Annotated in this window: 26 protein-coding genes; 20 read left to right on the top strand and 6 right to left on the bottom strand. The window is 63.4% G+C overall.

Going from position 1 to position 26,956, the window contains the following annotated elements:
* Positions 1–196: 196 nt before the first annotated feature.
* Positions 197–859 carry a ParA family partition ATPase gene (parA, locus tag HDG34_RS03350; protein ID WP_013092840.1) on the top strand — a complete coding sequence of 221 codons (663 nt, stop codon included), beginning with the start codon at positions 197–199 and terminating at the stop codon, positions 857–859.
* 24 nt (positions 860–883) lie between these two features.
* A complete protein-coding gene (locus tag HDG34_RS03345; protein ID WP_184057690.1) occupies positions 884–1,939 on the top strand; it encodes a ParB/RepB/Spo0J family partition protein in 1,056 nt (351 codons plus the stop codon).
* Positions 1,940–1,997: 58 nt separating this feature from the next.
* Here HDG34_RS03345 and HDG34_RS03340 read toward each other — a convergent pair whose 3' ends face one another.
* The gene (locus tag HDG34_RS03340; RefSeq protein ID WP_184057688.1) at positions 1,998–3,347 is read right to left on the bottom strand and encodes a replication initiation protein; all 1,350 of its coding nucleotides are present in this window, start codon (positions 3,345–3,347) and stop codon (positions 1,998–2,000) included.
* Positions 3,348–5,371: 2,024 nt separating this feature from the next.
* Here HDG34_RS03340 and HDG34_RS03335 point away from each other — a divergent pair.
* The gene (locus HDG34_RS03335; protein ID WP_184057686.1) at positions 5,372–6,601 is read left to right on the top strand and encodes a DNA-binding protein; all 1,230 of its coding nucleotides are present in this window, start codon (positions 5,372–5,374) and stop codon (positions 6,599–6,601) included.
* A gap of 78 nt (positions 6,602–6,679) precedes the next feature.
* On the opposite strand, the gene HDG34_RS03330 is transcribed toward HDG34_RS03335, so the two are convergent.
* The 3 genes from HDG34_RS03330 to HDG34_RS03320 form a co-directional block, all read right to left on the bottom strand.
* Positions 6,680–7,762: a site-specific integrase gene (locus HDG34_RS03330; protein WP_184031072.1), complete on the bottom strand. Its 1,083-nt coding sequence runs from the start codon at positions 7,760–7,762 to the stop codon at positions 6,680–6,682.
* A gap of 114 nt (positions 7,763–7,876) precedes the next feature.
* Positions 7,877–8,287, bottom strand: a complete 411-nt coding sequence (locus HDG34_RS03325; protein ID WP_184057684.1) for a DUF2471 family protein — start codon at positions 8,285–8,287, stop codon at positions 7,877–7,879.
* A 67-nt stretch (positions 8,288–8,354) separates the two neighbouring features.
* The gene (locus HDG34_RS03320) at positions 8,355–9,002 is read right to left on the bottom strand and encodes a helix-turn-helix domain-containing protein (protein WP_184057682.1); all 648 of its coding nucleotides are present in this window, start codon (positions 9,000–9,002) and stop codon (positions 8,355–8,357) included.
* Between the two features lie 137 nt (positions 9,003–9,139).
* Between HDG34_RS03320 and HDG34_RS03315 the strand changes: the two genes are divergently transcribed.
* Together HDG34_RS03315 and tdh are read left to right on the top strand one after the other, a co-directional pair.
* A complete protein-coding gene (locus HDG34_RS03315) occupies positions 9,140–10,345 on the top strand; it encodes a glycine C-acetyltransferase (protein ID WP_184057680.1) in 1,206 nt (401 codons plus the stop codon).
* 28 nt (positions 10,346–10,373) lie between these two features.
* Positions 10,374–11,405: an L-threonine 3-dehydrogenase gene (gene tdh / locus HDG34_RS03310; RefSeq protein ID WP_090810329.1), complete on the top strand. Its 1,032-nt coding sequence runs from the start codon at positions 10,374–10,376 to the stop codon at positions 11,403–11,405.
* A 41-nt stretch (positions 11,406–11,446) separates the two neighbouring features.
* Here the strand turns inward: tdh and HDG34_RS03305 are convergent, their stop codons facing one another.
* Entirely contained in the window at positions 11,447–12,106 is a 660-nt protein-coding gene (locus HDG34_RS03305) for a YceI family protein (protein WP_184057678.1), read from the bottom strand.
* Positions 12,107–12,229: 123 nt separating this feature from the next.
* On the opposite strand from HDG34_RS03305, the gene HDG34_RS03300 reads away from it, so the two are divergent.
* The 15 genes from HDG34_RS03300 (at position 12,230) to HDG34_RS03230 (ending at position 25,948) form a co-directional block, all read left to right on the top strand.
* Positions 12,230–12,895, top strand: coding sequence for a TetR/AcrR family transcriptional regulator (locus tag HDG34_RS03300; RefSeq protein WP_184057676.1), 666 nt, complete (start codon positions 12,230–12,232; stop codon positions 12,893–12,895).
* 13 nt (positions 12,896–12,908) lie between these two features.
* Positions 12,909–13,388, top strand: coding sequence for a nuclear transport factor 2 family protein (locus HDG34_RS03295; RefSeq protein WP_184057675.1), 480 nt, complete (start codon positions 12,909–12,911; stop codon positions 13,386–13,388).
* A 243-nt stretch (positions 13,389–13,631) separates the two neighbouring features.
* The gene (locus tag HDG34_RS03290; RefSeq protein WP_184057673.1) at positions 13,632–14,150 is read left to right on the top strand and encodes a hypothetical protein; all 519 of its coding nucleotides are present in this window, start codon (positions 13,632–13,634) and stop codon (positions 14,148–14,150) included.
* A 136-nt stretch (positions 14,151–14,286) separates the two neighbouring features.
* Entirely contained in the window at positions 14,287–14,463 is a 177-nt protein-coding gene (locus tag HDG34_RS03285; protein WP_184057671.1) for a hypothetical protein, read from the top strand.
* Between the two features lie 321 nt (positions 14,464–14,784).
* Entirely contained in the window at positions 14,785–16,140 is a 1,356-nt protein-coding gene (locus HDG34_RS03280) for an MFS transporter (RefSeq protein ID WP_184057669.1), read from the top strand.
* 35 nt (positions 16,141–16,175) lie between these two features.
* Positions 16,176–17,393, top strand: coding sequence for an acyl-CoA dehydrogenase family protein (locus HDG34_RS03275; protein ID WP_184057667.1), 1,218 nt, complete (start codon positions 16,176–16,178; stop codon positions 17,391–17,393).
* A 20-nt stretch (positions 17,394–17,413) separates the two neighbouring features.
* Positions 17,414–17,935: a 4-hydroxyphenylacetate 3-monooxygenase, reductase component gene (gene hpaC / locus HDG34_RS03270; protein WP_184057665.1), complete on the top strand. Its 522-nt coding sequence runs from the start codon at positions 17,414–17,416 to the stop codon at positions 17,933–17,935.
* 2 nt (positions 17,936–17,937) lie between these two features.
* Positions 17,938–18,642, top strand: a complete 705-nt coding sequence (locus HDG34_RS03265; protein ID WP_184058015.1) for an EthD family reductase — start codon at positions 17,938–17,940, stop codon at positions 18,640–18,642.
* A gap of 50 nt (positions 18,643–18,692) precedes the next feature.
* Entirely contained in the window at positions 18,693–19,613 is a 921-nt protein-coding gene (locus tag HDG34_RS03260) for a LysR family transcriptional regulator (protein WP_184057664.1), read from the top strand.
* A 171-nt stretch (positions 19,614–19,784) separates the two neighbouring features.
* Positions 19,785–21,092, top strand: a complete 1,308-nt coding sequence (locus tag HDG34_RS03255; RefSeq protein WP_184057662.1) for an MFS transporter — start codon at positions 19,785–19,787, stop codon at positions 21,090–21,092.
* Positions 21,093–21,228: 136 nt separating this feature from the next.
* Positions 21,229–22,131 carry a LysR family transcriptional regulator gene (locus HDG34_RS03250; protein WP_090808166.1) on the top strand — a complete coding sequence of 301 codons (903 nt, stop codon included), beginning with the start codon at positions 21,229–21,231 and terminating at the stop codon, positions 22,129–22,131.
* A gap of 205 nt (positions 22,132–22,336) precedes the next feature.
* Complete coding sequence (locus HDG34_RS03245; RefSeq protein ID WP_184057660.1) at positions 22,337–23,545, top strand: CaiB/BaiF CoA-transferase family protein; 1,209 nt, start codon at positions 22,337–22,339, stop codon at positions 23,543–23,545.
* Positions 23,542–24,318, top strand: a complete 777-nt coding sequence (locus tag HDG34_RS03240) for an enoyl-CoA hydratase (protein ID WP_184004534.1) — start codon at positions 23,542–23,544, stop codon at positions 24,316–24,318. The genes HDG34_RS03245 and HDG34_RS03240 overlap by 4 nt, the downstream gene beginning before the upstream one ends.
* Positions 24,319–24,388: 70 nt before the next feature.
* Positions 24,389–24,859, top strand: a complete 471-nt coding sequence (locus HDG34_RS03235) for a hypothetical protein (RefSeq protein ID WP_260321002.1) — start codon at positions 24,389–24,391, stop codon at positions 24,857–24,859.
* 120 nt (positions 24,860–24,979) lie between these two features.
* The gene (locus tag HDG34_RS03230) at positions 24,980–25,948 is read left to right on the top strand and encodes a PDR/VanB family oxidoreductase (RefSeq protein ID WP_184057658.1); all 969 of its coding nucleotides are present in this window, start codon (positions 24,980–24,982) and stop codon (positions 25,946–25,948) included.
* 15 nt (positions 25,949–25,963) lie between these two features.
* On the opposite strand, the gene HDG34_RS03225 is transcribed toward HDG34_RS03230, so the two are convergent.
* On the bottom strand, positions 25,964–26,884 hold the full coding sequence (locus HDG34_RS03225) for a LysR family transcriptional regulator (protein ID WP_184057656.1): 921 nt from the start codon (positions 26,882–26,884) through the stop codon (positions 25,964–25,966).
* Positions 26,885–26,956 lie beyond the last annotated feature (72 nt).

The following is a 26,956-nucleotide window of genomic DNA, read 5'->3' as shown; positions in this document are numbered from 1 at the left end:
AGCGATCAGCAACGCTTAAGCCCCAGTCCACGCTTGCTCTGATATCCCGCAAGACCCCGGGCACACGTCCGATGCCTCTTTATGCGCATAAACCCTTTGCCGAATGGCCAATTTCCGAACTGCGCTTACGCAAATCATTTGAAATCGCAATTCAACCAGGTAAAATCCATTTGCGTCTAAAAAGAGGAGGTGAAATTTGGCGGCAGAAATCATCGCGGTAACACAGCAGAAAGGCGGGGTCGGGAAGAGCACCATCGCGATGCATCTCGGCGCTGCATTTCACGAGAAAGGCAAACGCGTTCTCGTCGTCGACGCGGATGGCCAAAACACTCTGATTCACTGGGCCAGTGCTGCCTCCGACGGCGACATCGGTATTCCATTCGCCGTCGTCAACCTGTCCGAAGCAGGCAGCCAGATCCATCGCGAGATCAAGAAGTTCGTGGCTGACTACGACATCATCGTCGTCGACTGCCCGCCCTCGATCACCGAAAAAGTCTCGGGCGTCGTTCTGCTCGCGGCGAGCGTCGCGGTAATCCCAACTTCCTCGTCCCCTGCCGATTACTGGTCGAGCATCGGCCTCGTCAAGCTGGTCCAGCAAGCGCAGGTCATGAACGAAGACCTGCGAGCCGTGTTCCTGCTCAACAAGACTGAAGAGAAACGGATGCTGACGCGCGAACTGAAGCGCGCGCTCGAAGAACTCGGCTTCCCTCTCCTCAAGACCCAGATTCCCACGCGCGAAGCCTACAAGCAGGCAATGGCGTTAGGGCAAACGGTGCTTCAGATGAACGACCGCGGCGCGAAGCTCGCCGCGCTCGAAGTACGGGCGTGCGCCAACGAGATCGCCGCCTTGCTCCCATGAATATATGCGCATAAAGGACCCTGAATGAAACCGTCCCAGTTCGCCAAAGGCTTTCAAGCACGTCCTGACACGACCAGCAGCGAAAAGCGCACCGCGCTCGACCGGCTGAATGCGATCGACGGCCTGGTCAGCAACGAGGCGAAAACTCCCACGATCGCCGGGCGTCCGATTCCGGCCGTCTTGCCGTCGCGTCTGCAGGACGCGGAGATTCCTGATCCGGACAACGAATCGGCGGCCTACCGCGCCTGGAGGCTCGAGCACGGCTATCGTCCCGGCCAGATCATCGAACTGGCGCTCAAGACGATCAAGCCGAGCCCGTTCAATCCACGGTACTTCTATGTGAAGTCGTCGATTGCGGAGCTTGCCGTCAATCTGGCGAAGCAGGGGCAGCAGCAGGCGATTCACGTCATTCCCGACTATGACAACCCTGGCACCTACTTCGTCAGTGACGGCGGCAGACGGGTGCGTGCGCTGAAAGAAGCGAACAAGGAGTCGGTGAAAGCGATCGTCATCGATCTGCCGGTCGGCATCCAGAGCTACAAGCTCGGTTACGACCTCAACGTGCAGCGCGACTCGCAGACGGTGTTCGACAACGCGGTCGTGTGGCGACGCTTTCTCGACGAGCGGCATTTCCAGAGCCAGAAGGAACTGGCCGAACATCTCGGCCTCGACGAATCGACGGTCGCAGTCGCGCTGTCCATCGCCAAACTCCCGGAAACCGTGATGCAGGAGATGGTCGCGCGCCCTGACCGCTTCGGCTCGAACATGGCGTATCAGGTGGGCCGCTACCACACGGCTCGCGGCGCGGAGGCGACACTGCGACTGATCAACCGGATCCTTTCCGACGATCTGAGCACACGCCAGGTCGCCGACATCGTCAAAGGCCGAGCGACCTCGCAGGAAAGCGCCAAACCGGCGGGCCGGCAGCGCTACGCGCAACGTCTGGAAATCAAGCTTGGTGGTGTGTCGGTCGGCGATCTGAAGTCGTATGGGGACGACCGGCTCGAGTTGCGCCTGAAAGGCCTCGCGCGTGAAAAGCGCGACGACATCCTGCGGCAGATCGAGAAGATGCTGAAGTAAGACGTGAGGGCGGTGCGCATGCACCGCCGCCTGGATTTCAAAGGCAGTTATCGACCCATCACGCCGCGCGCGACTGGCTCAGCGTAAAGGCGAGCAGGTCGCCGTCGGTCGGTTCGCCCCAGGTCCTGCGCGCGAGCCAGTCGAAGAACGCCGTTTCGACGATCTTCGAATCGAGCCCGCGACGCCGCCAGTCGTCGCGCATGTGCGTGCCGAGCCCCGGCAATTCATCTTCCTCGAACGACTGTCGCGCGATATCGCGCTCCGACTCGCCCTGTTCGTTGTACAACTCGTAGGCCTGCTTGCGACGGTAAGCCGAGTATTCACCGAGCAGACGCGCCTTCAGATCGTCGGCCGGCGACGCCGCGGCCTTGCTGGTGCCGCCACCCGCGGGCAGCGCCTCGACCGGCGGCGCATAGCCTTTCTTCAACGCATCCTTGAACAGCGCCGGCGCACTGCGCACCGGCGGCAGTGACGTGCTGCGCATACGCTGCTCGGTCATCTGCAGCGCCGCTCGGATCCGGTTCTCCTCGCTGTCCGCATAAAGCGTCTGCGCCTCCTTGAGCGGAATGCCGATCTTCACCATCCGGTCGACCAGCGTGCTGTCGAACACGTTCGGATGTTCGTCGAGCGCGAGCATCGGCTGCTTGCGCTCGGTCACGCGGAACTGGATTTCAGCGACGCGCCGACCCTCGCGATGCTCGATCAGCTCGACAAAAATGTTCGTGACCGCGTTGACCTCGGCGATGGCCGGGCGCAGGTAGTCGCGCTTGAAATACTTGTACTCGCGCTTCGCCTCATCGCCGGCTTCAGTGTCCGGCGTGCCCGACAGAATCGGCCGCCACCATTCCCAGGTCTCGCGCATCGTCAGGTGGCTGGGGTTGGTCAGGTAGCGTACGCAGATCTCGTAGAGTGCGAGGCCCGCGCTACTGCGCAGCTGGCTCTGGAACTGCAGACTCAGCCGCGCATACTGAACCGGATCGAGCAGTTTCTTCTTGATCTTCGGCGCAAACGAAAACTCGACCCAGACGCGACGCGTGGTCGGATCTTCGAGAATTTCCGCGTCCGCGATCAGCGTCGAAATACCCCATTTGCGGCCAGGCTTCTGACTCGACGTGCCGGTGCTCCACTCGACTTGCACCGACACCATGCGGCGCAGATGCTCCTTGACGAGCGCGGTGTCATTGGAATCGAACGCGGAATTGGCGACGATGTCGGACAGCAGCGCCCGATAGGTGTCGCCCGATTCATCCGCTTGCTGGGCCACCGCGAGTAACACGTTAAATAGCTTGCGCGTGAGCAGCGTGATCTTGCCGCTCTTGGGCTGGATCGCGATCGCCTCGACGGCTTTGCGCAGCTCAGCCGAGCTCGGGCTGACAACATCGGTCTTTTTCGCGCGCTTCGTGGCCATGCGTCGGGGTGAGGAGGGGATTTCGCGAGAGCATACCGGCTGTGGTGATACGCGTCTATAGCGCCCATCTCACCATTGCCGGTGAAGCGAGTTTACGAAGCGCAACTCACCTCGACCAACTCCCGAAAACCCTCACCTCGTGTGCGTGCCGCCAGGATCGGGCTCTCCTTGCCGGTCGCGGCGTTTGCGAATCGGGCCCGTTTCGCCGCGTGCGGCAACGGGGAGCACGTGATCCCGAATCCTCTCACCTCAAAAATTTTCGCGGATTTTTTCGAGAACCTCGTGTAAACGGATGGCGTCTGGGGCGGCTGATGACTTCGTCGTGCGGCCTCGCGATCGTTTCGTCGATCGTCGCGTGCTGCCGGCCGATGCACAGTCCCGGTTCGATAGATGGAATGCCCGCACGGTATTGGGCCCGCAACGCGGCGTGGGCCAGCGACGGGCGCCCCGTCAGCCCTGTTGTCGGTGCATCAAGCTTCCTATGGCCGGGCGCGCCATTCGACTGCTTGGTACCTTCCGCTGACGATTCAGCCCTCACTACCGAGAACCTGCCGGAGTTAACCACCTGTTTCGACTTCGAGCCTCGTCTGAAGCCGCCGAAAAAGGGGAGATCCAACCAAGGCAAATCCTCACCGCTCCGATGCTCCCGAAAAACCTCACCGTAGCACCGCAGAACGGCACAACACGACACGCGCTCATGCCGCGCCAGTACCGCATTTCCCCAATGCAACCTCCTGAAAAGCGTCACCTTTGACCTTTATGGAGGCCCCCGCGCCCCCTTCCAAAGAACTCCTGAAAACTCTCACCTTTGCTGGAGGACAGGAAAAACATCAATGATTTCCGTGACTTGCGATAATCCCATCTAGCGCTCGAACCATCGGTGTTCCCGTAAAATCTCACCTTAAGCCAGTTTTTCGCACCGCAGCACTTTTCATTGCGTCCCCGCGGACCTCCCGAAAAGACTCACCTTTGCAATCAGAGACCAGGTATACCGACGCTCGCAAATTGCCATCCGCCGGGCATCTCCGGCCGATAGCCCGCGTTTCAGTCCCGAATCTCCTCACCTTAACGCGCAAAACCCTATCCAGACCTTCCCGAAAAGCCTCACCTTTGACGGAATCGCCGGCTAAATCGGCTCGCGGATCTAGCTGATCAGCCAGTTCCCCGAATCCCCTCACCTTTCCAATCGCCAGCGGTTCCCGCCGACCAGTCTTTCGGGCAGTCGATGCGTCGAATTCCATCCTGGCTCCCGTAAAACCTCACCTCAGCAGTATGGATGCTCAAAAAGAAAGCAAAACTGGACCCCGCGCCCCGAAAAATCTCACCTTCGTTTTCCGTTTTCTCCCGCTACCGCTCACCAAAGCGGTTAACCACCCCAAAAAACCGGCAAAAAACCATTCTCGCGAGCCTCCCGAAAGCCCTCACCTTGCTCAGACCAAACCGAACAGACACTGTCGAGGGGTGTCGGGCGCTTCGCGGCTGCGAAGTCCCGCAAAACCTCACCTTTGCCCAAACCCCACGTATACGGCGTTTCCTGAACCCGCTCACGTTCCGTCCCGCAGCCGCTCACCGAGCTTCCCGAACCCCATCACTCGAGTTTCCCGCAGACCCTCACCAAGTCTCCCGCAAAGCTTCACCTTGCTGTCCTGAAAGCCGCGCCAGATAAGGGTTTGCCGAGTCGTTAACGTCTTTAACAAGGGTTCAAAGGTGTTTATTTTTATTACTCTCAAGCCTTACACCCGCGAGCCCCGTGAAACACAGGCTCAACACCCCGCAGCCATTGCCGATCAATCGTGAAACAGTGCGCGACCATGCGGAAATCAAACAAAATTCTTCTAATACAATGGCTTATTAGCTATTCTTCGTTTTGTTTCACGGAGAAAAACGGCAGGCGCGCGTTTACCATCGCAATCTGCACGCAAAAGCCCGTCGGTATACGCCAATCCGTTCGCCACCGATCAATCGGTAGCAAACACTACGTAAATTGTTATGATCCATCCAATTCGAGCCACATCGAGGTAAACATGAATCTGGATCAGGAGCGGCAAGCCATTCGCGACGAGCTTGAATCGATGCGTGCGCAGGGCGTGCGCCGCCAGGATCTGTCGCTGCATGCATGTAAACGGCTTTTTTTCGATCTCGGCATCCGGCCATCGATGGCGGCCGTGCGCGATCTCACGCAAACCGGCAGCGCGAGCGACATCCCGAAGGACATCGATCATTTCTGGGAGCGCATCCGCAGCGTGTCGCGGGTCAAGGTCGGAGCGGGCGCGATACCAAAGGCACTGGAAGATCGCGCCGGCGAACTGCTCGGCGCGCTATTCGAAGAAGCGGTCGTGCAGGCCAAAGCGTCGCTCGATGGCGAACGTGAAGAGATCCGCGCGCAGATCAGCGCCGCCGATCTACGCGTACGCGAGGCGGAAATTCGTCGGGATGCGGCCGACGACGCCATCAGGCGCAGCGAAGCGCGCGCCGAAGCCGCATGGGAGCGGGTTCGCGCACTTGAAACCCAGTTATCCAGCGCGACTACGCACGGCAGCGTTCACCTCGAAGGCATGCAGGCAACCACGCGCCGGCTCGACCAGGAGAACGAGGCGCTGCGGCAACGGCTCGAAAACGAACAGACTGCCAATGCTGCGTTGCGGGACCGGATCGACGCGTTGCACGTCGAATTGCGGCAAAGCACGGAGCACTATGCACAGCAGATCAAGGATGCGGTGGCCGAAGCCGAGCGGCGCGTCAAGCCGATGCTGGTCGAACTCGACTCGCTGCGTAGCATGGCCGCGACGTATCAGTCCGGCGTGCGTGATGCGAGCCGCAAGGAATTCGAGTTCATTCAGCAGATTGCCGCCGCCAAGGCGCGCGCCGATCGGCTCGACGCGCAACTGCGCGAGCAGTCGGACGAAGTCGACGCGCTGACGAAAGAAGTCGCCACCCTGCGTGGCCAGCAGGGCATCGATCCAGCCATCGCCGTACTGCTGTGCTCGCTGGTTACTGACGGGCGGCTCACGAGCAAAGAGTTGAGCATGATCGGCACCGCGGCTGACGGCCACGTGACGCTGCCCGCGAGATGCCCGAAATGCGAGGAAGGTGAGCCGGAGCTGTCGCAGGTCGATCACCGTTTCGAACTGTTCTGCCCGGAATGCGAGCACTCTTCCGGCCTCGGCGAATCGAGGCTCGCGGCGGTGAACCAGTTTCTGTCGAACGATGGCGCCACCGCGCCGTCGTCCCGCTCCGTCCACGCGATACGTTAACCAGAGGCGCAGAGGCGGCCAATCCAACGGGAAAAACGTCAAAGGTGAGGAAATTCGGGACCGCAACGGTGAGGTTCTTCAGGGTTCGCCGGCTCCCGTTTTCCTCGTCAAACGCCCGTCACGGCGGGGCTCGGCCAACGGTGCCGCAGCTGGATCCGGCTCCTCTGTCGCGGGCGAATCCTGCTGATCAATCCACGTTTGCCACGCGCGATATAGCCGGTTCGCGGACACCGCCTGCACGAAGCCGAGCCATTGACCGACCTGTTCGGCCTCTACCCCGCTTTCGAAAAGGTCCGCCGCAAACGTGTTGCGCAAGGTCTGCGGACTCGCGCGCGATTGGCGCGACGTGGCAATCCCCGCTGCATCGACGAGCGCATCCACTGCGCGCAGCATCGTGGCCTTATGCATCGGCCTGCCCGACGGCGATGCGGGAAACACAAGCTTGCCGGCTAGCTGCGTCAGCCGGCGTTCGGCTAGCCAGGCGTCGAGAATCGCCGTTGCGAACGGCGCGAGTCGCGTGCGCCGCGTCAGCACTGGATTCGCGGACTCGATCGTGACCCACGGCGAGCCCTCTCTCACGCAACTAACCGTAAGCGCTCCCGCTTCGCCCGTCTTCAGTCCTGCGCCCAGAAACACCGCGATCAACGCGCGATCGCGTCGCTCTCTCCAGCGCTGCGCGGTCGACAACGCCGGCAACGGCGCGAACAGCCGCGCGATCAACGCAGTGCGTTCCGCATGCGTGAGAAACCCGGTCGGCTCATTGTCGCGCGCATTGCGCCACGCGGCTTCCCCGTCCTGAGCGATGAAACGAGCCGGGTTGGTCGACGCCGATTCGATCTCGCGCACGTGATCGAGCACGCGCTCGATAAGCCGCAAATAGCGGATCCGCTGCGTTCTGCGAATCTCGAGGCTGGCGACGAATTCGGCGATCGCGGGCGTGTCGACCGTTGCGAGGCTTTGTTGCCGCGCGCCGAGCCAATCGAGAAACTGCCCCCACTGCGCCTGATAGACCAACGCCGAAGAGCGACGGAAGTGCTGCTTCGCGAGCCACGCATCGAACGCGACCTGCGGGTCGCGACGCCAGTCTTCGCGTTGCTGATCGAACAAATCGGTGGAGGGCGCGGGACGGGGAACGGGGTCGGACAGATGAGGAGGTGACATGGGCAATCCTTCCGTTAGTTGCACCGTTTGGTCCGCGTATTGTAGGCGCTGACCGCCGCAAGGCCGACCGCGAGGAAGGGAAGAGGATCCGGCCATCCCGACGTGGTGCCGCCATTAGCCGCCCCACGCCCGGGCGCGCTTTAAGGGCGCATCGGCCGGCCGTGGCAGCGCCGCCCGGCGCGCCGCTTGCCGCGCCGCTTCTTCGTACGCATTGACGGCAAACGCAAAAACGGCTGGCAATGCGTTGGAGGTGCCGAAATCCACGCCGTCATCGGTTTCTGGATAAGGCAGGTCGGACGGGCGCTGGAACAGCCCGAGCATCAGCGCGTCGTGCCGGCTGGCAAAACCGAGATCGGCCAGCGCCTCGGCTTCGATGGCATGGAGCAGACGCCATGTGAGCGGCACCTGCCTGACGATGTAGCGCGCGGCGATGCTGTGCACGATATGTTCGAGATCGCGCGCGGCGGTCTGGAAGCGCAGCGCGGCGAGAGTTTGATCGGTAGGGTCGGTTTTCAGGTTGTTCATTCTCGGCTCCAATCGACACCCGATACTGTACAAACATACAGTACCAGGCGCAACCTGGCCGAACGGCCTAACCGTGAATCACGACCAGCAGCGCTTTCGCCTCGCTCTTGCCGACGTTGCGGATCGCGTGCGGAACATCCGCGACGTAGCGCGCGGTGTCCGCGACCTTGAGCCGCTTCGTCGCGCCGGCCGCCTCGATTTCGATCGAGCCGTGCAGCACGGTCAGATGCTCGCGCGTGCCTGGCTCGTGCGCGTTCGACACGAGAGCCCCGCCTGGCTGCAGCGTCAACTCGTACCACTCGAACTTGCCGGCCAGCTCGATCGGTCCCCACACACGCAACTGGTATTTCGCTTCGTGACCGCTTAGCGTAGGAATATCGCGCGGTCCGGAAACGGCGATTGCCTCAGGCGACTTCGGCGGCGCAAACAGCGAATCGAGACTTACGCCGAGCGCATTGGTCAGCCGCCATGCAACCGCGATCGTCGGATTGGCCTTGTCGCGCTCGATTTCCGAGAGCATCGATTTCGACACGCCGGCCGCGCGCGACAGATCATCGAGCGTCATGCGCCGCTCGGCGCGCAGCCGTTGAATCTGTTCGCCGACGCGCGGCGGCGCCGCAATCGCCGCACTCGGCGGTAATGCCGCGCTGGCGGAGGTGGGCGCCGCATTGGACGCGGTGCGGCGTGTACCCGAACTTGCCATTTCCAGACCCATCGTTTAGAGTTGTTCGATATACCGGATTTTAGTTCGGAAAAACGAAAATATCCGATAAAGCTGACAACCGACTATAACAGGCCGCCCTTCCCGCGCGCATGCGAATGCGGGCGCCATCACTCTCAGGAGTCCCGTTCATGCGTGACCAATATCTTGCCCATTTGCGCGGCACCCTCGACCAGATCCGCGCCGACGGCTTCTACAAGAGCGAGCGCGTGATCGCGAGTCCGCAGTCGGCTGACGTGCGTCTTGCCGACGGCAGCGACGTGCTGAACTTCTGCGCAAACAACTATCTCGGTCTCGCCGACGACACGCGGCTGATCGAAGCCGCCAAGCAAGGCCTCGACAGCGACGGCTTCGGGATGGCGTCGGTGCGCTTCATCTGCGGCACGCAAACCGTGCACAAGCAACTCGAAGCGGCGCTCGCCGCGTTCCTGCAAACCGACGACTGCATTCTCTACTCGAGCTGCTTCGACGCGAACGGCGGCCTGTTCGAAACGCTGCTCGACGAAAACGACGCGATCATCAGCGACGAGCTGAATCACGCGAGCATCATCGACGGCGTGCGGCTGTCCAAGGCGAAGCGCTTTCGCTACAGGAACAACGACCTCGGCGATCTCGAAGCGCGCCTGCAGGAAGCCGATGCGGCGGGCGCGCGCTTCAAACTGATCGCGACCGACGGCGTGTTCTCGATGGACGGCATCATCGCGAACCTCGCCGGCATCTGCGATCTGGCCGACAGGTACGGCGCATTGGTGATGGTCGACGACTCGCACGCGGTCGGCTTCATCGGTGAACACGGTCGCGGCACGCCCGAGCATTGCGCAGTGATGGCGCGCGTCGACATCATTACCGGCACGCTCGGCAAGGCGCTCGGCGGCGCGTCGGGCGGCTACGTCGCGGCGCGCAAGGAAGTCGTCGAACTGTTGCGGCAGCGCTCCCGCCCGTATCTGTTCTCGAACACGCTCACGCCGAGCATCGCGGCGGCGTCGCTGAAGGTACTCGAATTGCTCGCCAGCGATGAAGGGGCGCTGCTGCGCGCCCGCGTGCGCGAAAACGGCGCGCATTTCCGCCGCGCGATGAGCGCGCTCGGCTTCACGCTCGTGCCGGGCGAACATCCGATCATTCCGGTCATGCTCGGCGACGCGCAACTCGCGGGAAAGATGGCCGATGCGCTGCTGAAGCAAGGCGTCTACGTGATCGGTTTTTCGTTCCCGGTGGTGCCGCGTGGCCGCGCGCGCATCCGCACGCAGATGAGCGCCGCGCACACGCCGGAGCAGATCGACCGTGCCGTCGAGGCGTTCGCGTGCGTCGGCCGCGAGCTCGGCGTCATCACCACGTGATCGCCGCGTGATTCGAATGGAGAAGCAGATGAAAGCATTGGCAAAACTCGAACGCGGACCGGGCCTCACGCTGACCGACGTGAAGAAGCCCGAAGTCGGTCATAACGACGTGATGATCCGCATCACGCGCACCGCGATTTGCGGCACCGACATTCATATCTGGAAGTGGGACGACTGGGCGCAGAAGACGATTCCGGTGCCGATGCACGTCGGCCATGAATACGTCGGCGAAATCGTCGAGATGGGGCAGGAAGTGCGCGGCTTTGCGATCGGCGATCGGGTGTCGGGCGAAGGACACATCACCTGCGGCTTCTGCCGCAACTGTCGCGCGGGCCGCCGGCATCTGTGCCGCAACACGATCGGCGTCGGCGTGAATCGCGAGGGCGCGTTCGCCGAATACCTGGTGATTCCGGCCTTCAATGCGTTCAAGATCCCCCCTGAAATCTCCGACGATCTCGCCGCGATCTTCGATCCGTTCGGCAACGCGACGCATACGGCGCTGTCGTTCAACCTCGTCGGCGAAGACGTGCTGATTACCGGCGCTGGGCCGATCGGCATCATGGCGGTCGCGATCGCCAGGCACGTCGGCGCGCGCAACGTCGTGATCACCGACGTCAACGACTATCGCCTCGAACTCGCGCGCAAGATGGGCGCGACGCGCGCGGTGAACGTGTCGCGCGAATCGTTGCGCGACGTGATGCACGATCTGCACATGACCGAGGGCTTCGACGTCGGACTCGAAATGTCGGGCGTGCCGAGTGCGTTTACGGGCATGCTCGAAGCGATGAACCACGGCGGCAAGATCGCGCTGCTCGGCATTCCACCCGCGCAAACCGCGATCGACTGGACCCAGGTGATCTTCAAAGGCCTTGAAATCAAGGGCATTTATGGGCGCGAGATGTTCGAGACCTGGTACAAGATGGTCGCGATGCTGCAAAGCGGCCTCGATCTGTCGCCGATCCTCACCCACCATTTCAAGGTCGACGACTATCAGGAAGCCTTCGCGACGATGCTCTCCGGCGAAAGCGGCAAGGTGATTCTCGACTGGACCTCTGCCTGAGTCGGTGCTTCACCGTCTGAACGCTGACGCCCGCAGCGCGCTTACGCGCCTGCGGGCGTTTTCACGAACTCGGCCTGGACGCGCACGTGAATATCGTCGCCGACGGCCGGATACCAGGTAGACAGACCGAACTTCGCGCGGCTGAAATGACCGTCCGCGGAAAAGCCAAGCGTGTCCTTTTTCGTTAGCGGATCGGGCGCGAAGCCGTTGAACGTGACGTCGAGCGTGACCGGCTGCGTGACGCCGCGGATCGTCAGATCGCCGCTCAGCGTGCCGCGCGCTTCGCCGGTGCGCTCGAAACGCGTGCTCGCGAAGCGGATCTGCGGATAGCGCGCGACGTCGAGCATGCTGTCGCTTTTCACCATCTTGTCGAGCAGCGGCACGTTCGTGTCGATGCTCGCGGCGTCGATCGCGACCGACGCCGTGCTGCGCTCGAGGCCGCCGTCGTTCCAGTCGAGCTCCCCCTGCTTGCGATCGAAACGCATCGTAAAGCGCGTGTATTTGAAGTGATCGATATCGAACGTGATGCTCGTATGGTCCTGATCGATGTCGTAGCGTCCGGGCGGCACGCGCGCCTCGTTCTGACTGACCGAATGCGTGAGCACCTGGATCGGCGTGCAGGCCACCGCGCCCAGCAGCGTTGCGCCGAGCAGCGCGAGCAGCGCGCGCATCCACGCGGTGCGAACGGAGGATGGTTTCATCGAAGCGATTCCGGTTGAGCGGTGATCAAGCGATCTCCATCACGATAGCAGCAAGCGCACCCACAGCGCCGAAGCTCGAAGAAAAACTTGACGATGGAGAATGATCGTTCTACCTTTTCGTCCATGACACACGAAACGATTCCGACCGATCCAAACGACGCGGCCCAGCCCGGCACGGCGCGCGAGCGGCTGCTCGATGCCGCCGAGGCGCTCATCTACGCCGGCGGCATCCATGCAACCGGCGTCGATGCGATCGTGCGGCAGTCCGGCACCGCGCGCAAAAGCTTTTACACGCATTTCGAGTCGAAAGATGCGCTAATCGCGGCCGCGCTCGAACGGCGCGACGAGCGCTGGATGAACTGGTTTATCGCCGGCACGCAACGGCGCGGCAAGGGCGCGCGCAGACGCCTGCTCGGCATGTTCGACGTGCTGCGCGAGTGGTTCGCATCGGCGGATTTTCATGGCTGCGCGTTTCTGAACGCGGCCGGCGAAATCGAATCCGCCGACGATCCGATCCGCGTCGTCGCGCGCAAACACAAGGCACGGCTGCTCGGTTTCGTGCGTGCCGAATGCGTCGCGTTCGTCGTGGAAGCCGAAATCGATGCGCGTCGCGCGGCGCCGCTCGCGCGGCAATGGCTCGTGCTGCTCGACGGCGCGATCGCGGTGGCGCTCGTGAGCGGCGAAGCCGATGCGGCGCTCGACGCGCAGGCGGTTGGCAAGACCTTGCTCGATGCGGCAGCGAAACCCGCCGCAATCAAACGGCCGCCATCGCGGCGCACCGCCACCTGACGGAGGAACCATCATGACCGATACGATCGAAGCCCGCCCGCCGCTGCCGCCATTCACTCGCGATACCGCGATCCAGAAAGTGCGCGCCGCGGAAGATGCGTGGAACACCCGCGAACCCGAGCGCGTATCGCTCGCGTACACGACGGATAGCGTGTGGCGCAACCGCGCCGAATTCGTGCATGGCCGCGCGGAGATCGTCGGCTTTCTGCGCCGCAAGTGGGCGAAGGAGCTCGACTATCGGCTGATCAAGGAGCTGTGGGCGTTCACCGACAACCGCATCGCGGTGCGCTTCGCGTACGAATGGCACGACGATTCGAACAACTGGTTCCGCTCGTATGGCAACGAGAACTGGGAGTTCAACGAGCATGGTCTGATGGCGCATCGTCACGCAAGCATCAATGACCTGCCGATCCGCGAAGCCGACCGCTTGTATCGCTGGCCGCTCGGCCGGCGGCCCGACGATCACCCCAGCCTGTCCGATCTCGGTCTGTAGACGTCCCCACCACATTCATCGCCGGCGGCGCACCCGATGCGCGCCGCGAACTTCTTCACCGCTTGTTCATCACGGCGCCATCGGTTCTCCGTTATCGTGGCGGCTGCGGGGGCACGTCGCGTGCCCGGCCGGCCGAGCGAGTCCTCGACATCGACCGCACGGCTTCAGGTACAGTGCGCGACGGGCGGCACGCGGATCGCCAGAACACCATGACACCGGCGCTCGACCGGTGACGGAGAAGAAATGCACTTCAGGCAGATGAACAAGAATATCCGGCGCGCCGCGGTGACGCTTTTCGCCAGCTTCGCGGCGCTCTCCGCGGCGCACGCGGGCAACTGGTGTGACGGCGGTGTATGGGTCGACGCGATGCTCGGCTCGTATCACATCAACCCCGATCCCGATACGCACTTCGAGCAGTTCAATCCCGGGCTTGGCGTCGAATGCTGGCTGAACAACCAGTGGGCGCTGACGGCCGGCGGCTTTCGCAACTCGCTGCGTCGGCCGTCCTACTACGGCGGCGGCGTGTGGGCGCCGGAGTTCGCGCATTGGGGAATCGTGCGGATCGCGGCGATCGGCGGGATCATCTCCGGCTATAACTATGGCAACTGGGGGCTTGGCAGCAATCACACGATCGGCCCGGTGGTCGCGCCGATCGTGATGCTCGAATACAAGCGCGTCGGCGCGAACTTCATCGTCATTCCGCCGATCCCATCGGACAATCTGCCCTTTACGATTGGTTTTCAGCTGAAGGTAAAGTTCTGACGGAGCCGTAAGCAACGTGAGCGATCGCCCCAGGTGAGGTTTTTCGGGAGCCAAAGGCTTCCGTTCTACCCGGATTGAGCAATTGCCGCGAGCGCGAGGTCTCGAATGCGGGGCCGACCTCCTGGAACTCCTCACCATGGCGCACAAAGCGTCGTTCTCCCGACTCCTGGAAATCCTCACCATCCTGGAATACCTCACCTCAACAGGCTCGCTTCAACTTTTAGGCCTGCATTCCAGCGTGTTTTTCGCGCACTGGACACCGACGCGCTCCGCGCTCGCTGGTCCGAAACGCAATCGTTCACCACAACGCTGAAGCCAGCGAAGCACGTGGTGCGCGCTTCGACGCACCTCATCCCAATCGCCGTTCCGACGCACACCGCGTGAGCCGTCGCGCATCCCGCCCACCGCTCCCGTAAACCCTCACCGTAGCGCCACCTCCTGGAACTCCTCACCATTCGCGCGTCGCCCGACCCGGGCCTCGCCCATGCACGCCATTCATATCGACCATTTTTGGCCCGAATTTGACCGCGTTTATCGCCGCTCATATCGTGCAGCCATGTCGTCCGGATGTGATTCGCCCCGCTGCGTAGAGCCATCGTCATGCGGGAACCTCAATCTTCGTTCTCCCTGAGCCATGAACTCTGACGCCGTGAATTCCGATCTGAGCGCCCCGCTCGCATCACGCCGATCCGCCGCCGCGACGAGCGGCGTACGACGCGCGGTCACGACCGCCGTGCTGGGTCAAATCCTCGAATGGTATGACTTCTTCCTGTATGGAACGGCCGCCGCGCTGGTGTTCGGCAAGCTGTTCTTCCCCGTCGGCAGCGATCCGCTCACCGGCACCATCGCCGCGTTCGGCGGCTTCACGGTCGGCTTCATCGCGCGGCCGATCGGCGGTGTGCTGTGCGGACATCTCGGTGACCGCTACGGGCGCAAGCTCGTGACGATGCTGACGCTGTTCGCGATGGGCACGGCGACTATGTTGATGGGCGTGCTGCCCACCTACCAGCAGATCGGCCTCGCCGCGCCGGCGCTGCTCGTGTGTCTGCGCATCGTGCAGGGGCTCGCCGCGGGCGGCGAATGGAGCGGCAGCATCCTGCTGATCCATGAGAACGCGCCGCAATCGAAGCGCGGCGCGCTCGCCGCATGGAGTCCGTGCGGCGCGGCGCTCGGCTTCGTGCTGTCGACCGGTGCGTTCCTGCTGGTGCAGAACCTGTCGTCTGCCGATTTCCTGAGCTGGGGCTGGCGCATTCCGTTCCTCTGCAGCGCCGCACTCGTCGCACTGGGCTTGTGGATGCGCCGCTCGGTCGGCGAAAGCGCCGCGTTCGCTCGAGCGAAGGCAACGCGTCGCGACACCCGAATGCCGGTGATCGAAGTGTTGCGCCAATGTCCTCGCGAAGTGCTGACGATCTTCGGTTTGCGCTTCGGCGAAGGCGGTGCGTCGTACATCTTCTTCGCGTTCTCGATCGCGTATGGCCAGTTCCTCGGCATCAAGTCGAGCTGGATGCTCGGCGGCCTGACTCTTTCGATGCTGCTGATGATTCCGTTCTCGCTGTTCTTCGGCTACCTGACCGACAAGGTCGGACGCAAGCCCGTGTATCTCGCCGGCGCGATCGCGATGGTGCTCGTCGCATGGCCGTACTTTGCGCTGCTCGCCTCCGGCGAATACTGGAAAGTGATCACGGCCCTCGTGCTGGCGAACAGCCTCACCCTCGGCATCCTCGAAGGCGCGCAGCCCGCGTTCATCAGCGAACTGTTGCCGGTACATCTGCGCTTCTCGGGGCTTGGCATCGGGCGCGAAATCTCCTCGGTGCTCGGCGGCGGCCTGTCGCCGATGATCGCCACGGCGCTGCTCGCGCACTATCGCAGCGCGACGCCGGTCGCTCTGTATCTCGGCGTGCTCGGTCTGATCACCGTCATCGCGACGCTGCTCGCCCGGGAGACCTATCCGAAAGCGATGCGCATCGAAGCGCATCAGGAAACCGAATGACATCGTTCACATCACTGAATCAAGAGGTAACGCGCATGCACGCCGTTCATACCGCCAGCGCCCGCGCTTGCACCGCCGACGCACCCATCATCGACACGCAGGAGGACTACCCCGAATACACGGGCCCGCTGTCGCTCGATGACCTGATCACCGAAGTCGAGCGTCGCCGCGACGAGTTCGATGCGGTTTCACACGTCCCGCGCGACATGATCCTGAAGATGAAGCGCGCGGGCATCTTCCGCGCGAGCACGCCGAAATGCTTCGGCGGCGACGCGCTGCCGCCGCCACAGTTTCTGGCGATGCTCGAACGCATCGCGATCGCCGATGGTTCGACCGCATGGGTCGCGGCCTTTGGCTCCGCGAACACGTATCTTGCGTCGCTGCCGGTCGAGACTCAGGCCCGCATCTACGCGTCCGGTCCGGACCAGGTTTTCGCGGGCGGCCTGTATCCCCTGCAACCGGCCGAGCGTGCGCCCGGCGGCTACGTCGTGTCGGGTCAATGGCGTTTCGCGAGCGGCTGCAAGGGCGCGGACTGGCTCGGCGTCGGCATCGGTGGCGCGCCGGGCAAGGTCGGCGACACGAACGCGGGCAAGCCGTTCACGGCCGTGTTTCCGGCGAGCGAAGTCGAGATCGTCGACAACTGGAACGTGGTCGGCATGCAAGGCACCGGGAGCCACGATCTGCGCCTGAAAAACAAGTTCGTCGACGAGCAATGGACCTTCGTGCGCGGCGGTGCGCCGCTGATCGACGAGCCGCTCTACCGCTACCCCGCCGTCGCATATCAGGCACAGGTGCATGCGGCTGTGAACCTCGGGCTCGCGCGCGCGGCGCTCGACCTGCTAGCCGGTATGTCCGGCGTAACCAGAACGACGACCGGCGCGCCGCGTCTTGCCGACCGCGCGTACTATCGCTCGGGTCTCGCGCAGGCGGAAGCGAATCTGCGCAGCGCGCGCGCGTTCTTCTTCGAGTCGGCGCAAACTTCGTGGCGCACGGTCATGGCGGGCGACCCCGTGTCGCCCAGCGAGGCCAATCTGCTGCGGCTCTCCGCGACGCATGCCGCGCATACGTGCGCCGAGGTGGTCATGCAGGCGTACAAGATGGCTGGCATCGGCGCGATCTATCGCGAGAGCCGCATGCAGCGGATGGTGCGCGATTCGATCGTCGTTACGCAGCACGCGTTTCTCGGCGAAGGCACCTACGACGCGTCGGGCGCGCTGTTCGTCGGCATACCGCCGGTCACGCCCTATCCCTGAGCGACGTAGGAGCGACTGTCATGACGCACGACGAAACGCGCACGCACTTCCGCAACGCGATGGCTTGCCTCGGCGCGGCCGTCAACATCATCACGACCGATGGTCCGCGCGGGCGCTGCGGCATCACCGCGAGCGCGGTCTGTTCGGTGACCGATACGCCACCGACCATGCTGGTGTGCATCAATCAATCGAGCTATGTGCATGACGTGATGCACGAAAACGCGAACCTGTGCATCAACATCCTTGGCGCGCACTGCCAGGACCTGGCGCGCGTGTTCGCGGGCATGACGGGTTGCCCGATGGACGCGCGTTTCGATCAATGCGCGTGGCAGCCGGGAGCGCTCGGCGCTCCGGTGCTTGGCGACGCGCTCGCGAGCCTCGAAGGACAGATCGTCGACAGCAAGACGGTGGGCTCGCACTCGGTGATGTTCGTGCGGATCGAGCGGATCGCCACGCGCGATGACGGCGATGGCCTCGTCTACTTCGGCAGGCAGTTCCACCGGCTTGCGCGTGCCGGTGTCGCGGCTTGCGAGGCGGCATGACGATGCAGGTCTGTCTCTTTCTGATCGGCACGCGCGACGCGCGGCAATCGCTCACGGACCCGCCCGCGCTGCTGCGGGCCGCCACGCAAGTCGCGGGGCTGCGCAAGCTGATCGTGCACGAGCCGATCGCGGGACAGGTCGATGCGCGTATCGCGCCGGCGGCCGATGCGCCGTCGTGCGTGCTGCAGTGGTACTTCGACGAACTCGAGCCGCTCGAAGCCGCGCTCGAACCTGACGGCGCGATCGCGCACGCGTTGCATTCGGCCATGTGCGCCGAATTCAGCCCGCAAAGCTTCTCGCAGCAGGTGATGGCCGTGCGCATCTTCGCGCCACCGCAGGCTGCGTCGGTCGAAGACAACGCGCAACGCTGCACCTATCTGGTCGCATACGAGGGCGTCGCGCAAGACTTCAACGCGTGGCTTACGCACTATCTGGCGCATCATCCGCCGTTGATGCTGCAATTGCCGGCGCTGCGCGAAATGGAGATCTACACGCGCATCGACAGCCGCAGCGGTTTGCCGTTTGCGCGCGCGAGCGCGATGCAAAGCAACAAGGTCGTGTTCGACGATGCGAGCGCGCTCACCGATGCGCTCGCGTCGCCGGTGCGCGAGGCGATGCGCCGCGACTTCCAGGCGCTGCCGCCGTACAGCGGGGCGACGCCGCATTTTGCAATGCGCAGCATCTACGGTAACCTCGCCGCATATTGACCGGCGCGTCGCGCGGCCCAGCGACGTGCCTTAGTTTGCGAGAGCTGCGCATGAACAAGCTGAATCCCGGCATCGCCGATCTGAATCTTCTGCGCGTGTTCCTCGCGATCTGGGACCTGCGCAGTCTGACGGCGGCCGGCGATCGGCTCGGTCTCACGCAACCGGCGGTCAGTCATGCGCTGCGCCGTCTGCGCACGCTGTTCGAAGACCCGCTGTTTTCGCGCACGCCCAATGGCATGGTCCCCACCGATGCCGCGTACCGCCTCTATCCGCCGCTCGCGCAAGCGTTCGCGATCATCAACGAAGCCGTGCAGCAGCTGGCGAAGTTCGAGCCGTCGACCGCGCGACGGGTGTTTCGCGTGTCGATGTCGGACATGTCGGAGTTCTACTTCTTGCCCCCGCTCGCCGCGCTGCTCGATCGCGAAGCGCGCGGCATCCGCATCGAGGTTGCCAATGTGCCGGTCGAGTCGGTCAGCGCGGCGATGCGCGCCGGCGAAGTCGATCTCGCGCTCGGCTATGTGCCGGGTCTCGACGCGGGCTGCGTGAGCCGGACGCTGTTCGTCGACGAGCACGTGTGCGTGGTGCGCGCCGGTCATCCGCTGCGCAAGACGAGGCCGAGCCGCGAAGATCTGAGCGCGCTACGCTACGTGTACGCGAGCACCAATGCGACCGGGCATCGGATGGTCGAGCAATGGCTCGACGAGCTGAACCTGAAGCGCGAGGTCGTGCTGCGGCTGCCGCATTTCGTCGTTGCGCCCGAGATCGTGATGAATACCGATCTTGCCGTGATCTTTCCGAAAAGCATCGCGAAGCGCTTCAACCGCGGCAAGGCGTTCCGGATTCTGCCGCTGCCGTTTCCGCTGCCGCCGATCGAAATTCAGGTGCACTCCCACTCGCAGTTCGCGGCGGACCCCGGCATCGCGTGGCTGCGCGAGACTATCCATACGATGTTTCATCAGCCGGCACGCTGAGCGCCCGTGAGCTTGCCCGCGGGTGCCCGGGCACGCCGGGCATATTAGCTGCACTGATACCCGCCCTGCTTTTCGGCTAATTTGACGCCACTATCTGTCGCCTCGACACTGCGTATCGTGCGAAGCCTTTTCTGAAAGGCCGCCATCCCCCCAATTCAGATGCGAGCAGACATGTCCTCCGTTCAATCCCCGATCGCGGCCGGGCGCGCCACAGCAGAGTCGGATCGCGCACTCAGGAAAATCATCATTGCGTCGGTGGCCGGCAACGCGATGGAGTGGTACGACTTTTTCGTGTACGGCACCGCGGCTGCGCTCGTGCTCGGGCAACTGTTCTTTCCCGCGCACGCGGACCCGTTGATCGGCACGATCGGGGCGTTTGCCGCGTTTGCGATCGGCTTTGTCGCGCGTCCGCTGGGCGGCATCGTGTTCGGGCATATCGGCGACCGCTATGGACGCCGCGCGTCGCTCGTCTGGACGCTGCTGATCATGGGCTTTGCGACCTTCGGCATCGGGCTGTTGCCGACCTATGAGCACGTCGGTCTGGCCGCCCCCGCGGCGCTCGCGGGCTTGCGCTTGCTGCAAGGCATCGCATCAGGTGGCGAATGGGGCGGCGGCGTGCTGATGATCAGCGAGAACGCTCCGCCCGAAAAACGCGGCTATTTCGCGGCGTGGAGTCAGCTCGGCGTGGGCGGCGGTTTCGTGCTGTCGGCGGGCGCGTTCCTCGCGGTGCAAGCGCTGCCGCACGATCAGTTCATGTCATGGGGATGGCGTCTGCCGTTTCTCGCGAGCATCGTGATTTTCGCGCTCGGCGTGTACATCCGTCACAACCTGCCGGAGAGCCGCGACTTCGAGAACGCGGAGAAAGCCGGCAAGACCGCGCATATGCCGGTGCTCGAAGCGATCAAGCGTCACCCGAAAGAGATCCTGATGGCGATGGGTCTGCGGGTCGCGGAAAACGGCGGCGCCTATATCTTTCTCGCGTTCTCGCTCGTGTACGGCAAGTTCGTCGGCATTTCGAATTCGGTGATGCTGACCGGCGTGATGCTCGCGATGGTGGTCGAAATGGGCGCGATGCTCGCGTGGGGCAAGCTGTCGGACCGCATCGGGCGCAAGCCGGTGTATATGATCGGCGCGGTGTCGCTCGTGGTGATGGCGTTTCCGTTCTTCTGGCTGCTCAACACGCAGTCCACGCCGCTGATCTGGCTCGCGCTTTTGCTCGGCACGGCGGTCTGCCACGGCGCGATGATCGGCACGCTGCCCGCCCTCGTCGGCGAACTGTTCAGCACCGAAGTCCGCTATTCCGGCGTGGCGCTCGGTCACGAAGTCGCGTCGATCTTCGCGGGCGGCCTGTCGCCGCTGATCGCGACCGCGCTGCTCGCGCACTACCAGGCCTACTGGCCGGTTGCCGTGTTCCTGATCTTCCTCGGTCTCGTTACCGTCGTCACGCTGAAGTTCACGCACGAAACGCGTCAGCCGTAATGCTTCGCCTGCCTGGCGTGCAAGCCTTCGCGCGGTGACGTGTATCGCGCGAAGGCTTCGCTTTGGCCCGCGCAGTATGAGGTAAAGGAGTGCGGTAACATGGCACTCCCCCAAGACCCGGTCCTCATGTCAGCGCATGAAAGTCGACACCACCACCGTTCGTCTCGTCGTCGCGATGGTCGAAGAGGGCAGCATCTCGCGGGCGGCCAACCGGCTGGGGCTCGCGGTGGCGGCGGCGTCGCGGCGCGTGTCGGATCTCGAGGAGCAACTCGGCACGAAGCTCTTCAGGCGCGTACCGCACGGCGTGGAAATGACCGAGTCGGGTGGCAAGCTGCTCGGCTATCTGCAGCAGGTCGACACGCTGGTGGACCGGCTCGCGAGCGAGGCGCAGGCACTCGTGAGCGGGTTCGACGGACGCATCGTGATCGGCGCGCCGAAAGCCGTGATCATCGAGTTTCTCGCCGCGGATATCGCCGCGATCCGGAATGCCTATCCGGGCATCTCGCTGAAGATCGTCGAAGAGAACAGCCGCATCGTGCAGCAGATGTTGCGCGACAAGATGATCGACATCGGCATCTACGAAAAGAAGAGCGGCTTTCTCGATCTGCCGCAAATGCGCTATCGCGAGGACCGGCTGGTGCTCGTTTATAGCCGCGCACATTTCCATCTTGATCCGCAGCCGATCACGCTCGACGCCTTGCTCGAGCTTCCGCTCGTCAGCCTCGGCAAGGGCTCGGCAATCCTTGCCGCCGTGCAGCGCGCGTTCCACAGCCGCGGCCGCCGCTTCGATTGCGACTATCTGGTCAATGGTTTCGACACGATGCTCGCCGTCGTGCGGCACGGGCTCGGCGTGGGTCTGATGCCGCCCGACGTGCTGCGCAGCTTCCATCCCGAGGACGGCCTCGGCGTCGTCGAGCTCGCGGGTGACTGGCATCAACGTAGCTACGTACTGTCTTGTGTGGAAGGACATGCGCAGGCGCAGACGCTGCGCAACGTCGAAGCCGCGCTCACGGCCGGACGGCGCGTGGCCGGCCGCTGAAGCGCAGGCGCAGCAGTTCCTGCGCTCGACGCCCTCGACTGCAAAGCACCCCTTCGTCTTTTGCGAAACCAGGTATGACCGTCGCATTCTTGCGGCGGCACCCTCGCGTGCGCGACAGTTGACGCACGCCAACACGGTGCTGCAACGGCCGGCCGCGCGACGCGCTTCGCGCGACAGCGGCCCGGCAGGAAAAACAGGGGACGACATGACGCAAAACCACGCACAAACACCATCCAGCGACGACGCGGATACGGACAACCGGCCGTTGCCGCTGCAGGGCATCCGTGTGCTCGACGTCAGCCAGGTGATGGCCGGCCCGTTCGCCTGCATGATGCTCGCCGATCTCGGCGCGGACGTCATCAAGGTCGAACCCCTCGAAGGCGACCAGACGCGCGGCGCCATGGGCTTCAAGATGAAAGGCCCGGACAGCATGGGCTTTCTGAACATGAACCGCAACAAGCGCTCGGTCGCGCTGGACCTGAAGACCGACGAAGGGCGCGAGTTTTTCTACAAGCTGGCCAGGACCGCCGACGTGATCGTCGAGAATTATCGGCCCGGCGTGGTTCAGCGGCTGCGGATCGATTACGAGACGATCCGTGAAATCAACCCGAAGATCGTCTACGCGAGCATCTCGGGCTTCGGTCAGAGCGGCCCGTGGTCGCAGCGCCCCGGCTTCGACCTGATGGCGCAGGCCATGTCCGGCGTCATGAGCGTGACGGGCTACAAAGGCGGCAAGCCCGTGAAGGCCGGCGTGCCGGTGGCGGACATCGGCTGTGCGCTGTTCGCCGTGTACGGCGTGCTTTCCGCTTATATCGGCGCGCAGAAGACCGGGCAGGGGCAACACATCGACGCGTCTCTGTTCGATTCGGCGATGGCCTTCTCGATCTGGGACATGTCGGATTACTGGGGAACGGGTGTCGAGCCGACGCCGCTTGGCACCAGCAACAAGATGAGCGCGCCGTATCAGGCCGTGAAGGCGCGCGACGGTTACTTCGTGATGGGCGCAACCAACCAGAAGCTGTGGTCGCGTCTTTGCGAACTGCTGGAGCGGACCGATCTGCTGACGAATCCCGAGTTCGAGACCGTTTCCCTGCGCCTGAAGAACCGCGAAGCGTTGATCGAATCGCTCGAGAAGTCGTTCGGCCAGCGCGACTGCGAGGCATGGATCGAGACGATGCTGGCCGCGGGCATTCCCGCCGGACCGATCCTGTCGTATCCGCAAGCCTTCAGCAGCGAACATGCGCAGTATCGCCGCATGTGCATGGAGATCGACCATCCGGTTGAAGGCAAGGTCAAGAACATCGGCTTTCCGGTCAAGATGCTCGGCACGCCGCAGCGCGTGCGACGCCATCCGCCGCGGCTGGGCGAGCACAACGACGAGCTTTACGCAGAGATCAACGGGGCCGCGAAATGAGCGAAGCGACGAGTGAGAAAGTCAGGCTCGAACGTCTGACGGAGTCGGTCGCGCAGATCGTGATCGACCGCCCCGAGCGGCACAACGCGATGTCGATTCCGATGTACGAGACCTTGCTGGCATTGATCGACCAATGCCGCGCGGACGAAACCGTAGGTTGCATCGTTCTACGCGGCGCGGGCGGCAAGTCCTTTATCTCGGGCACCGACATCGACTACTTCCGCGACTTTACGGCAGGCTCGCAGGGCGTCGAATACGAAGCGCTCGTCGAACAGGTGATCGACGCGGTCGAACGCATTGCGGTGCCCACCGTCGCCGCGATCGACGGTTGGGCCGTGGGTGGCGGACTCGCCATCGCTACCGCGTGTGACTTCCGCATCTGTGCGGAGGGCTCGCGCTTCGGCGCGCCGATCGCAAAGACGTTATCGAACACGCTGTCGTCACGCAATCTCGCGAGGCTCGTGGCGGCATTCGGCGTGCCGCGCGTGAAGAAGATGCTGCTGCTCTCCGATTTCCTGAGCGCCGCCGAAGCGCACGCGTGCGGCTATGTGTATGACGTCACGGCGAAGGAACAGGTCGGCAACGCGGCGTGCGCGCTCGCCGAGCGGCTCGTTGCGCTATCGCCCGTGACGCAGCACGCGGTCAAGGAGAGCTTGCGGCGCATCGTGATCGATCAAAGCCTCGCAGACGAGGATCTCGTCGAGCAGGTGTACGGCAGCCAGCGGTTCCGCGACGCCGTCGCGGCCTTCGGCTCGGGAACGCCGAAAGGCTGAGCGTCCCGGATCGCACGCGCTAGTCGCGTGGCTTCACCACAAAAAATAAACCGCATCTGGAGGACGACACATGAAACGCCTGTCGCTGAAGGCCACCACCACCGCGCTGGTGATGTTGTGCCTGATGTATTTCATCACTTATGTGGATCGCGTCAACATCAGTACGGCAGCGGGGCAGTTCAAGAGCGAGCTCGGCCTCAGCAATACGCTGATCTTCCTTGCCGCGGCGATGTTCTTCAACGAAATGAACGTCGGCCCGATGTGGGCGATTCCGATGGACGTCGCCTACGACCGCTCCGGCACGGCCAGCGGCATCATGAGCGGCACCGGCTTTACTGCGGCGATCGCGAGCCCAGTCATCGCCGGGTTGGTCGCCGACCGGTTGCACAGCTGGGATCTGACGTTCGTACTGTCGATCGGCGTGATGCTCTTCGGCATCGTGCTGAGCTTCTTCATGAAGCCGAACATACCGTTTTCGAATGACGCGACGCAGCCGCGCAGCGAATCGCAACGCAAGGAGGACGCGCTATCGGGCGCTTGACACTTCAGCATAAAATAAATCGCATTGATGCAAGCACGGTTTTTTAATCTATTTTGCTTATTCGATGCGGGGCGCTAATCTCGGCATATCGTCCCCCCAGGAATACATCGGAAGGCAATCATGCAAGCGCAAACCCTGAAGGTTCGGGTCGATGCCTTGTGCGAAGAAGCGCACGGCGTCCGCTCGTTCAGCATTTCGCGGCTCGATGGGCTGCCGTTCGAGCGCTACGAACCCGGCGCACATATCGACGTCACGAGTCCTTCGGGCGTCACGCGGCAATACTCGTTGTGCGGCGACCCGGAGTGTATCGAGTCGCAGATTTTCGCGGTGAAGAAGGAGGAGCAATCGCGCGGCGGCTCGCGCTCGCTTCATGAAGAGGTGAGCGTCGGCACCGAACTGTCGGTCGGCGCGCCGCGCAACCTTTTTCGTCTCGAAGAAAGCGCGGACGAGCACATCCTGATCGGCGCGGGCATCGGCATTACGCCGTTGCTGTCGATGGCTTATCGGCTCGCCGCGCGGCACGCGCGCTTCACGCTGCACTATTTCGCCCGCAGCGAGGCGCACGCGGCCTTCATGACGCTGCTGACGCGCGAGCCGTTCGCACGGCACGTGAAGCTGCATTTCGGCGTGCAGCCCGAGGATCTGAAACCCGCGCTCGATGCGTGCCTGCTCGATGCAGGCGCGAACGCGCATGTCTACACGTGCGGTCCCTCGCCGTTCATGGATTTTGTCGTAGCGAGCGCTCAGCAACGCTTGCCCCCGGAAGCGATTCATCTCGAACGCTTCAAGGCGGAGCCGGCTCCCGTGGCCGAAGCGTCGCTCGATAGCTTCGACGTGCAGCTCGCGAGCAGCGGTCAGACGGTGCGAGTCGATGCGAACACGTCGATCGTCGACGCGCTCGCGTCGATCGGTATCGAAGTGGACACGTCATGCGGCGAAGGCGTGTGCGGTACCTGCATGGTCGATGTGGTCAGCGGCGAGCCCGAGCATCGCGATCACTGCCTGAGCAAGGCCGAGCGCGCGAGCAATAGCGTGATCTGCTGCTGTGTGTCGCGCTCGCGCACTCCCGTGCTCGTGCTCGACCTCTGATTCACCTGCGCGCAATCACATCTTCTCGAAGCCCGCGAGGATCTCGGTGATGAGGCCGCGCATCCACGCGATGCCTTCGTCTTCGTGGAAGTGCTCGTGCCAGTGCATCGTCACGGCGGCCTTCGGCAGCGGCACGGGCAGTGCATAGATCCGGAACGCGTCGCCGCGATTGAGGATATGCGCGAGCCGTTCGGGCAGCGTCGCGAACAGATCCGTCGCGGCCAGCACGCCAGGCACCGCGACGAAGTGCGGCAACGCGAACGCGATATTGCGGCCGACGCGTTGCGCGCGCAGCGCGTCGTCGAGCGCATGGTGGCTATGTTCGAGCGAGCGCACCTGGATGTGCGACGCGGCCAGAAACCGGTCGAGCTTCAGCGTGTCACCGCTCGGCAGGTCGCGGCGCTTGCGCGTCATGCACACATACGATTCCTCGAACAGAAGGCTATGCCGCGTGCGCGGCAGCAGCGACGGCAGATTGCCGATCGCGAAGTCCAACCGGCTCGAGCGCAGCGCCTCCTCGATCTCCTCCACCGGCAACGGCTCGACGACCAGCTTCACGCGCGGCGCGGACTTCTGCAGCGCCGCGCACAGGGCGGGCAGATAGGCCATTTCGCCCGCATCCGATAGCGACAGACGAAACGTGCGCGTGCTCGTCGCCGGATCGAAACGTTCCGCGTAACGCAGCGCCTGACGCACGGTGTCGAGCGCGTGGCCGACGATTTCCGCGAGCTCGAGCGCGACGGGGGTCGGCTGCATACCCGCGCGCGTGCGGATAAAGAGCGGATCGTCGAACATCGTGCGCAGACGGCCGAGCGAGTAGCTGACCGCGGGCTGCGACAGCGCGAGGCGTTCGCCCGCTTTCGTCAGGCTGCGCTCCTCGACGATCGCCTGAAACACTCTCAGCAGATTGAGATCGACGTGGTCGATGGAGGTCATGGCGTCTCTTGTGATATCAGCCGAACTTATTCGGCAACCTGTTTTTAATCGATTTGACGCATGATCGTCGCA

This window comes from Paraburkholderia sp. HC6.4b (assembly GCF_014200875.1).
GTDB classification, from domain to species: domain Bacteria; phylum Pseudomonadota; class Gammaproteobacteria; order Burkholderiales; family Burkholderiaceae; genus Paraburkholderia; species Paraburkholderia tuberum.
The sequence above is the reverse complement of the archived record's forward strand: the minus strand, read 5'-3'. Positions and strand labels throughout refer to the sequence as shown.

What these genes read in the sequence shown, in the direction of transcription:
- HDG34_RS03345 (WP_184057690.1), top strand. Translation starts at nt 884, where the DNA reads ATGAAACCGTCCCAGTTCGCCAAAGGCTTTCAAGCACGTCCTGACACG.
- HDG34_RS03340 (WP_184057688.1), bottom strand. Translation starts at nt 3,347, where the DNA reads ATGGCCACGAAGCGCGCGAAAAAGACCGATGTTGTCAGCCCGAGCTCG.
- HDG34_RS03335 (WP_184057686.1), top strand. Translation starts at nt 5,372, where the DNA reads ATGAATCTGGATCAGGAGCGGCAAGCCATTCGCGACGAGCTTGAATCG.
- HDG34_RS03330 (WP_184031072.1), bottom strand. Translation starts at nt 7,762, where the DNA reads ATGTCACCTCCTCATCTGTCCGACCCCGTTCCCCGTCCCGCGCCCTCC.
- HDG34_RS03325 (WP_184057684.1), bottom strand. Translation starts at nt 8,287, where the DNA reads ATGAACAACCTGAAAACCGACCCTACCGATCAAACTCTCGCCGCGCTG.
- HDG34_RS03320 (WP_184057682.1), bottom strand. Translation starts at nt 9,002, where the DNA reads ATGGGTCTGGAAATGGCAAGTTCGGGTACACGCCGCACCGCGTCCAAT.
- HDG34_RS03315 (WP_184057680.1), top strand. Translation starts at nt 9,140, where the DNA reads ATGCGTGACCAATATCTTGCCCATTTGCGCGGCACCCTCGACCAGATC.
- tdh (WP_090810329.1), top strand. Translation starts at nt 10,374, where the DNA reads ATGAAAGCATTGGCAAAACTCGAACGCGGACCGGGCCTCACGCTGACC.
- HDG34_RS03305 (WP_184057678.1), bottom strand. Translation starts at nt 12,106, where the DNA reads ATGAAACCATCCTCCGTTCGCACCGCGTGGATGCGCGCGCTGCTCGCG.
- HDG34_RS03300 (WP_184057676.1), top strand. Translation starts at nt 12,230, where the DNA reads ATGACACACGAAACGATTCCGACCGATCCAAACGACGCGGCCCAGCCC.
- HDG34_RS03295 (WP_184057675.1), top strand. Translation starts at nt 12,909, where the DNA reads ATGACCGATACGATCGAAGCCCGCCCGCCGCTGCCGCCATTCACTCGC.
- HDG34_RS03290 (WP_184057673.1), top strand. Translation starts at nt 13,632, where the DNA reads ATGCACTTCAGGCAGATGAACAAGAATATCCGGCGCGCCGCGGTGACG.
- HDG34_RS03285 (WP_184057671.1), top strand. Translation starts at nt 14,287, where the DNA reads ATGGCGCACAAAGCGTCGTTCTCCCGACTCCTGGAAATCCTCACCATC.
- HDG34_RS03280 (WP_184057669.1), top strand. Translation starts at nt 14,785, where the DNA reads ATGAACTCTGACGCCGTGAATTCCGATCTGAGCGCCCCGCTCGCATCA.
- HDG34_RS03275 (WP_184057667.1), top strand. Translation starts at nt 16,176, where the DNA reads ATGCACGCCGTTCATACCGCCAGCGCCCGCGCTTGCACCGCCGACGCA.
- hpaC (WP_184057665.1), top strand. Translation starts at nt 17,414, where the DNA reads ATGACGCACGACGAAACGCGCACGCACTTCCGCAACGCGATGGCTTGC.
- HDG34_RS03265 (WP_184058015.1), top strand. Translation starts at nt 17,938, where the DNA reads ATGCAGGTCTGTCTCTTTCTGATCGGCACGCGCGACGCGCGGCAATCG.
- HDG34_RS03260 (WP_184057664.1), top strand. Translation starts at nt 18,693, where the DNA reads ATGAACAAGCTGAATCCCGGCATCGCCGATCTGAATCTTCTGCGCGTG.
- HDG34_RS03255 (WP_184057662.1), top strand. Translation starts at nt 19,785, where the DNA reads ATGTCCTCCGTTCAATCCCCGATCGCGGCCGGGCGCGCCACAGCAGAG.
- HDG34_RS03250 (WP_090808166.1), top strand. Translation starts at nt 21,229, where the DNA reads ATGAAAGTCGACACCACCACCGTTCGTCTCGTCGTCGCGATGGTCGAA.
- HDG34_RS03245 (WP_184057660.1), top strand. Translation starts at nt 22,337, where the DNA reads ATGACGCAAAACCACGCACAAACACCATCCAGCGACGACGCGGATACG.
- HDG34_RS03240 (WP_184004534.1), top strand. Translation starts at nt 23,542, where the DNA reads ATGAGCGAAGCGACGAGTGAGAAAGTCAGGCTCGAACGTCTGACGGAG.
- HDG34_RS03235 (WP_260321002.1), top strand. Translation starts at nt 24,389, where the DNA reads ATGAAACGCCTGTCGCTGAAGGCCACCACCACCGCGCTGGTGATGTTG.
- HDG34_RS03230 (WP_184057658.1), top strand. Translation starts at nt 24,980, where the DNA reads ATGCAAGCGCAAACCCTGAAGGTTCGGGTCGATGCCTTGTGCGAAGAA.
- HDG34_RS03225 (WP_184057656.1), bottom strand. Translation starts at nt 26,884, where the DNA reads ATGACCTCCATCGACCACGTCGATCTCAATCTGCTGAGAGTGTTTCAG.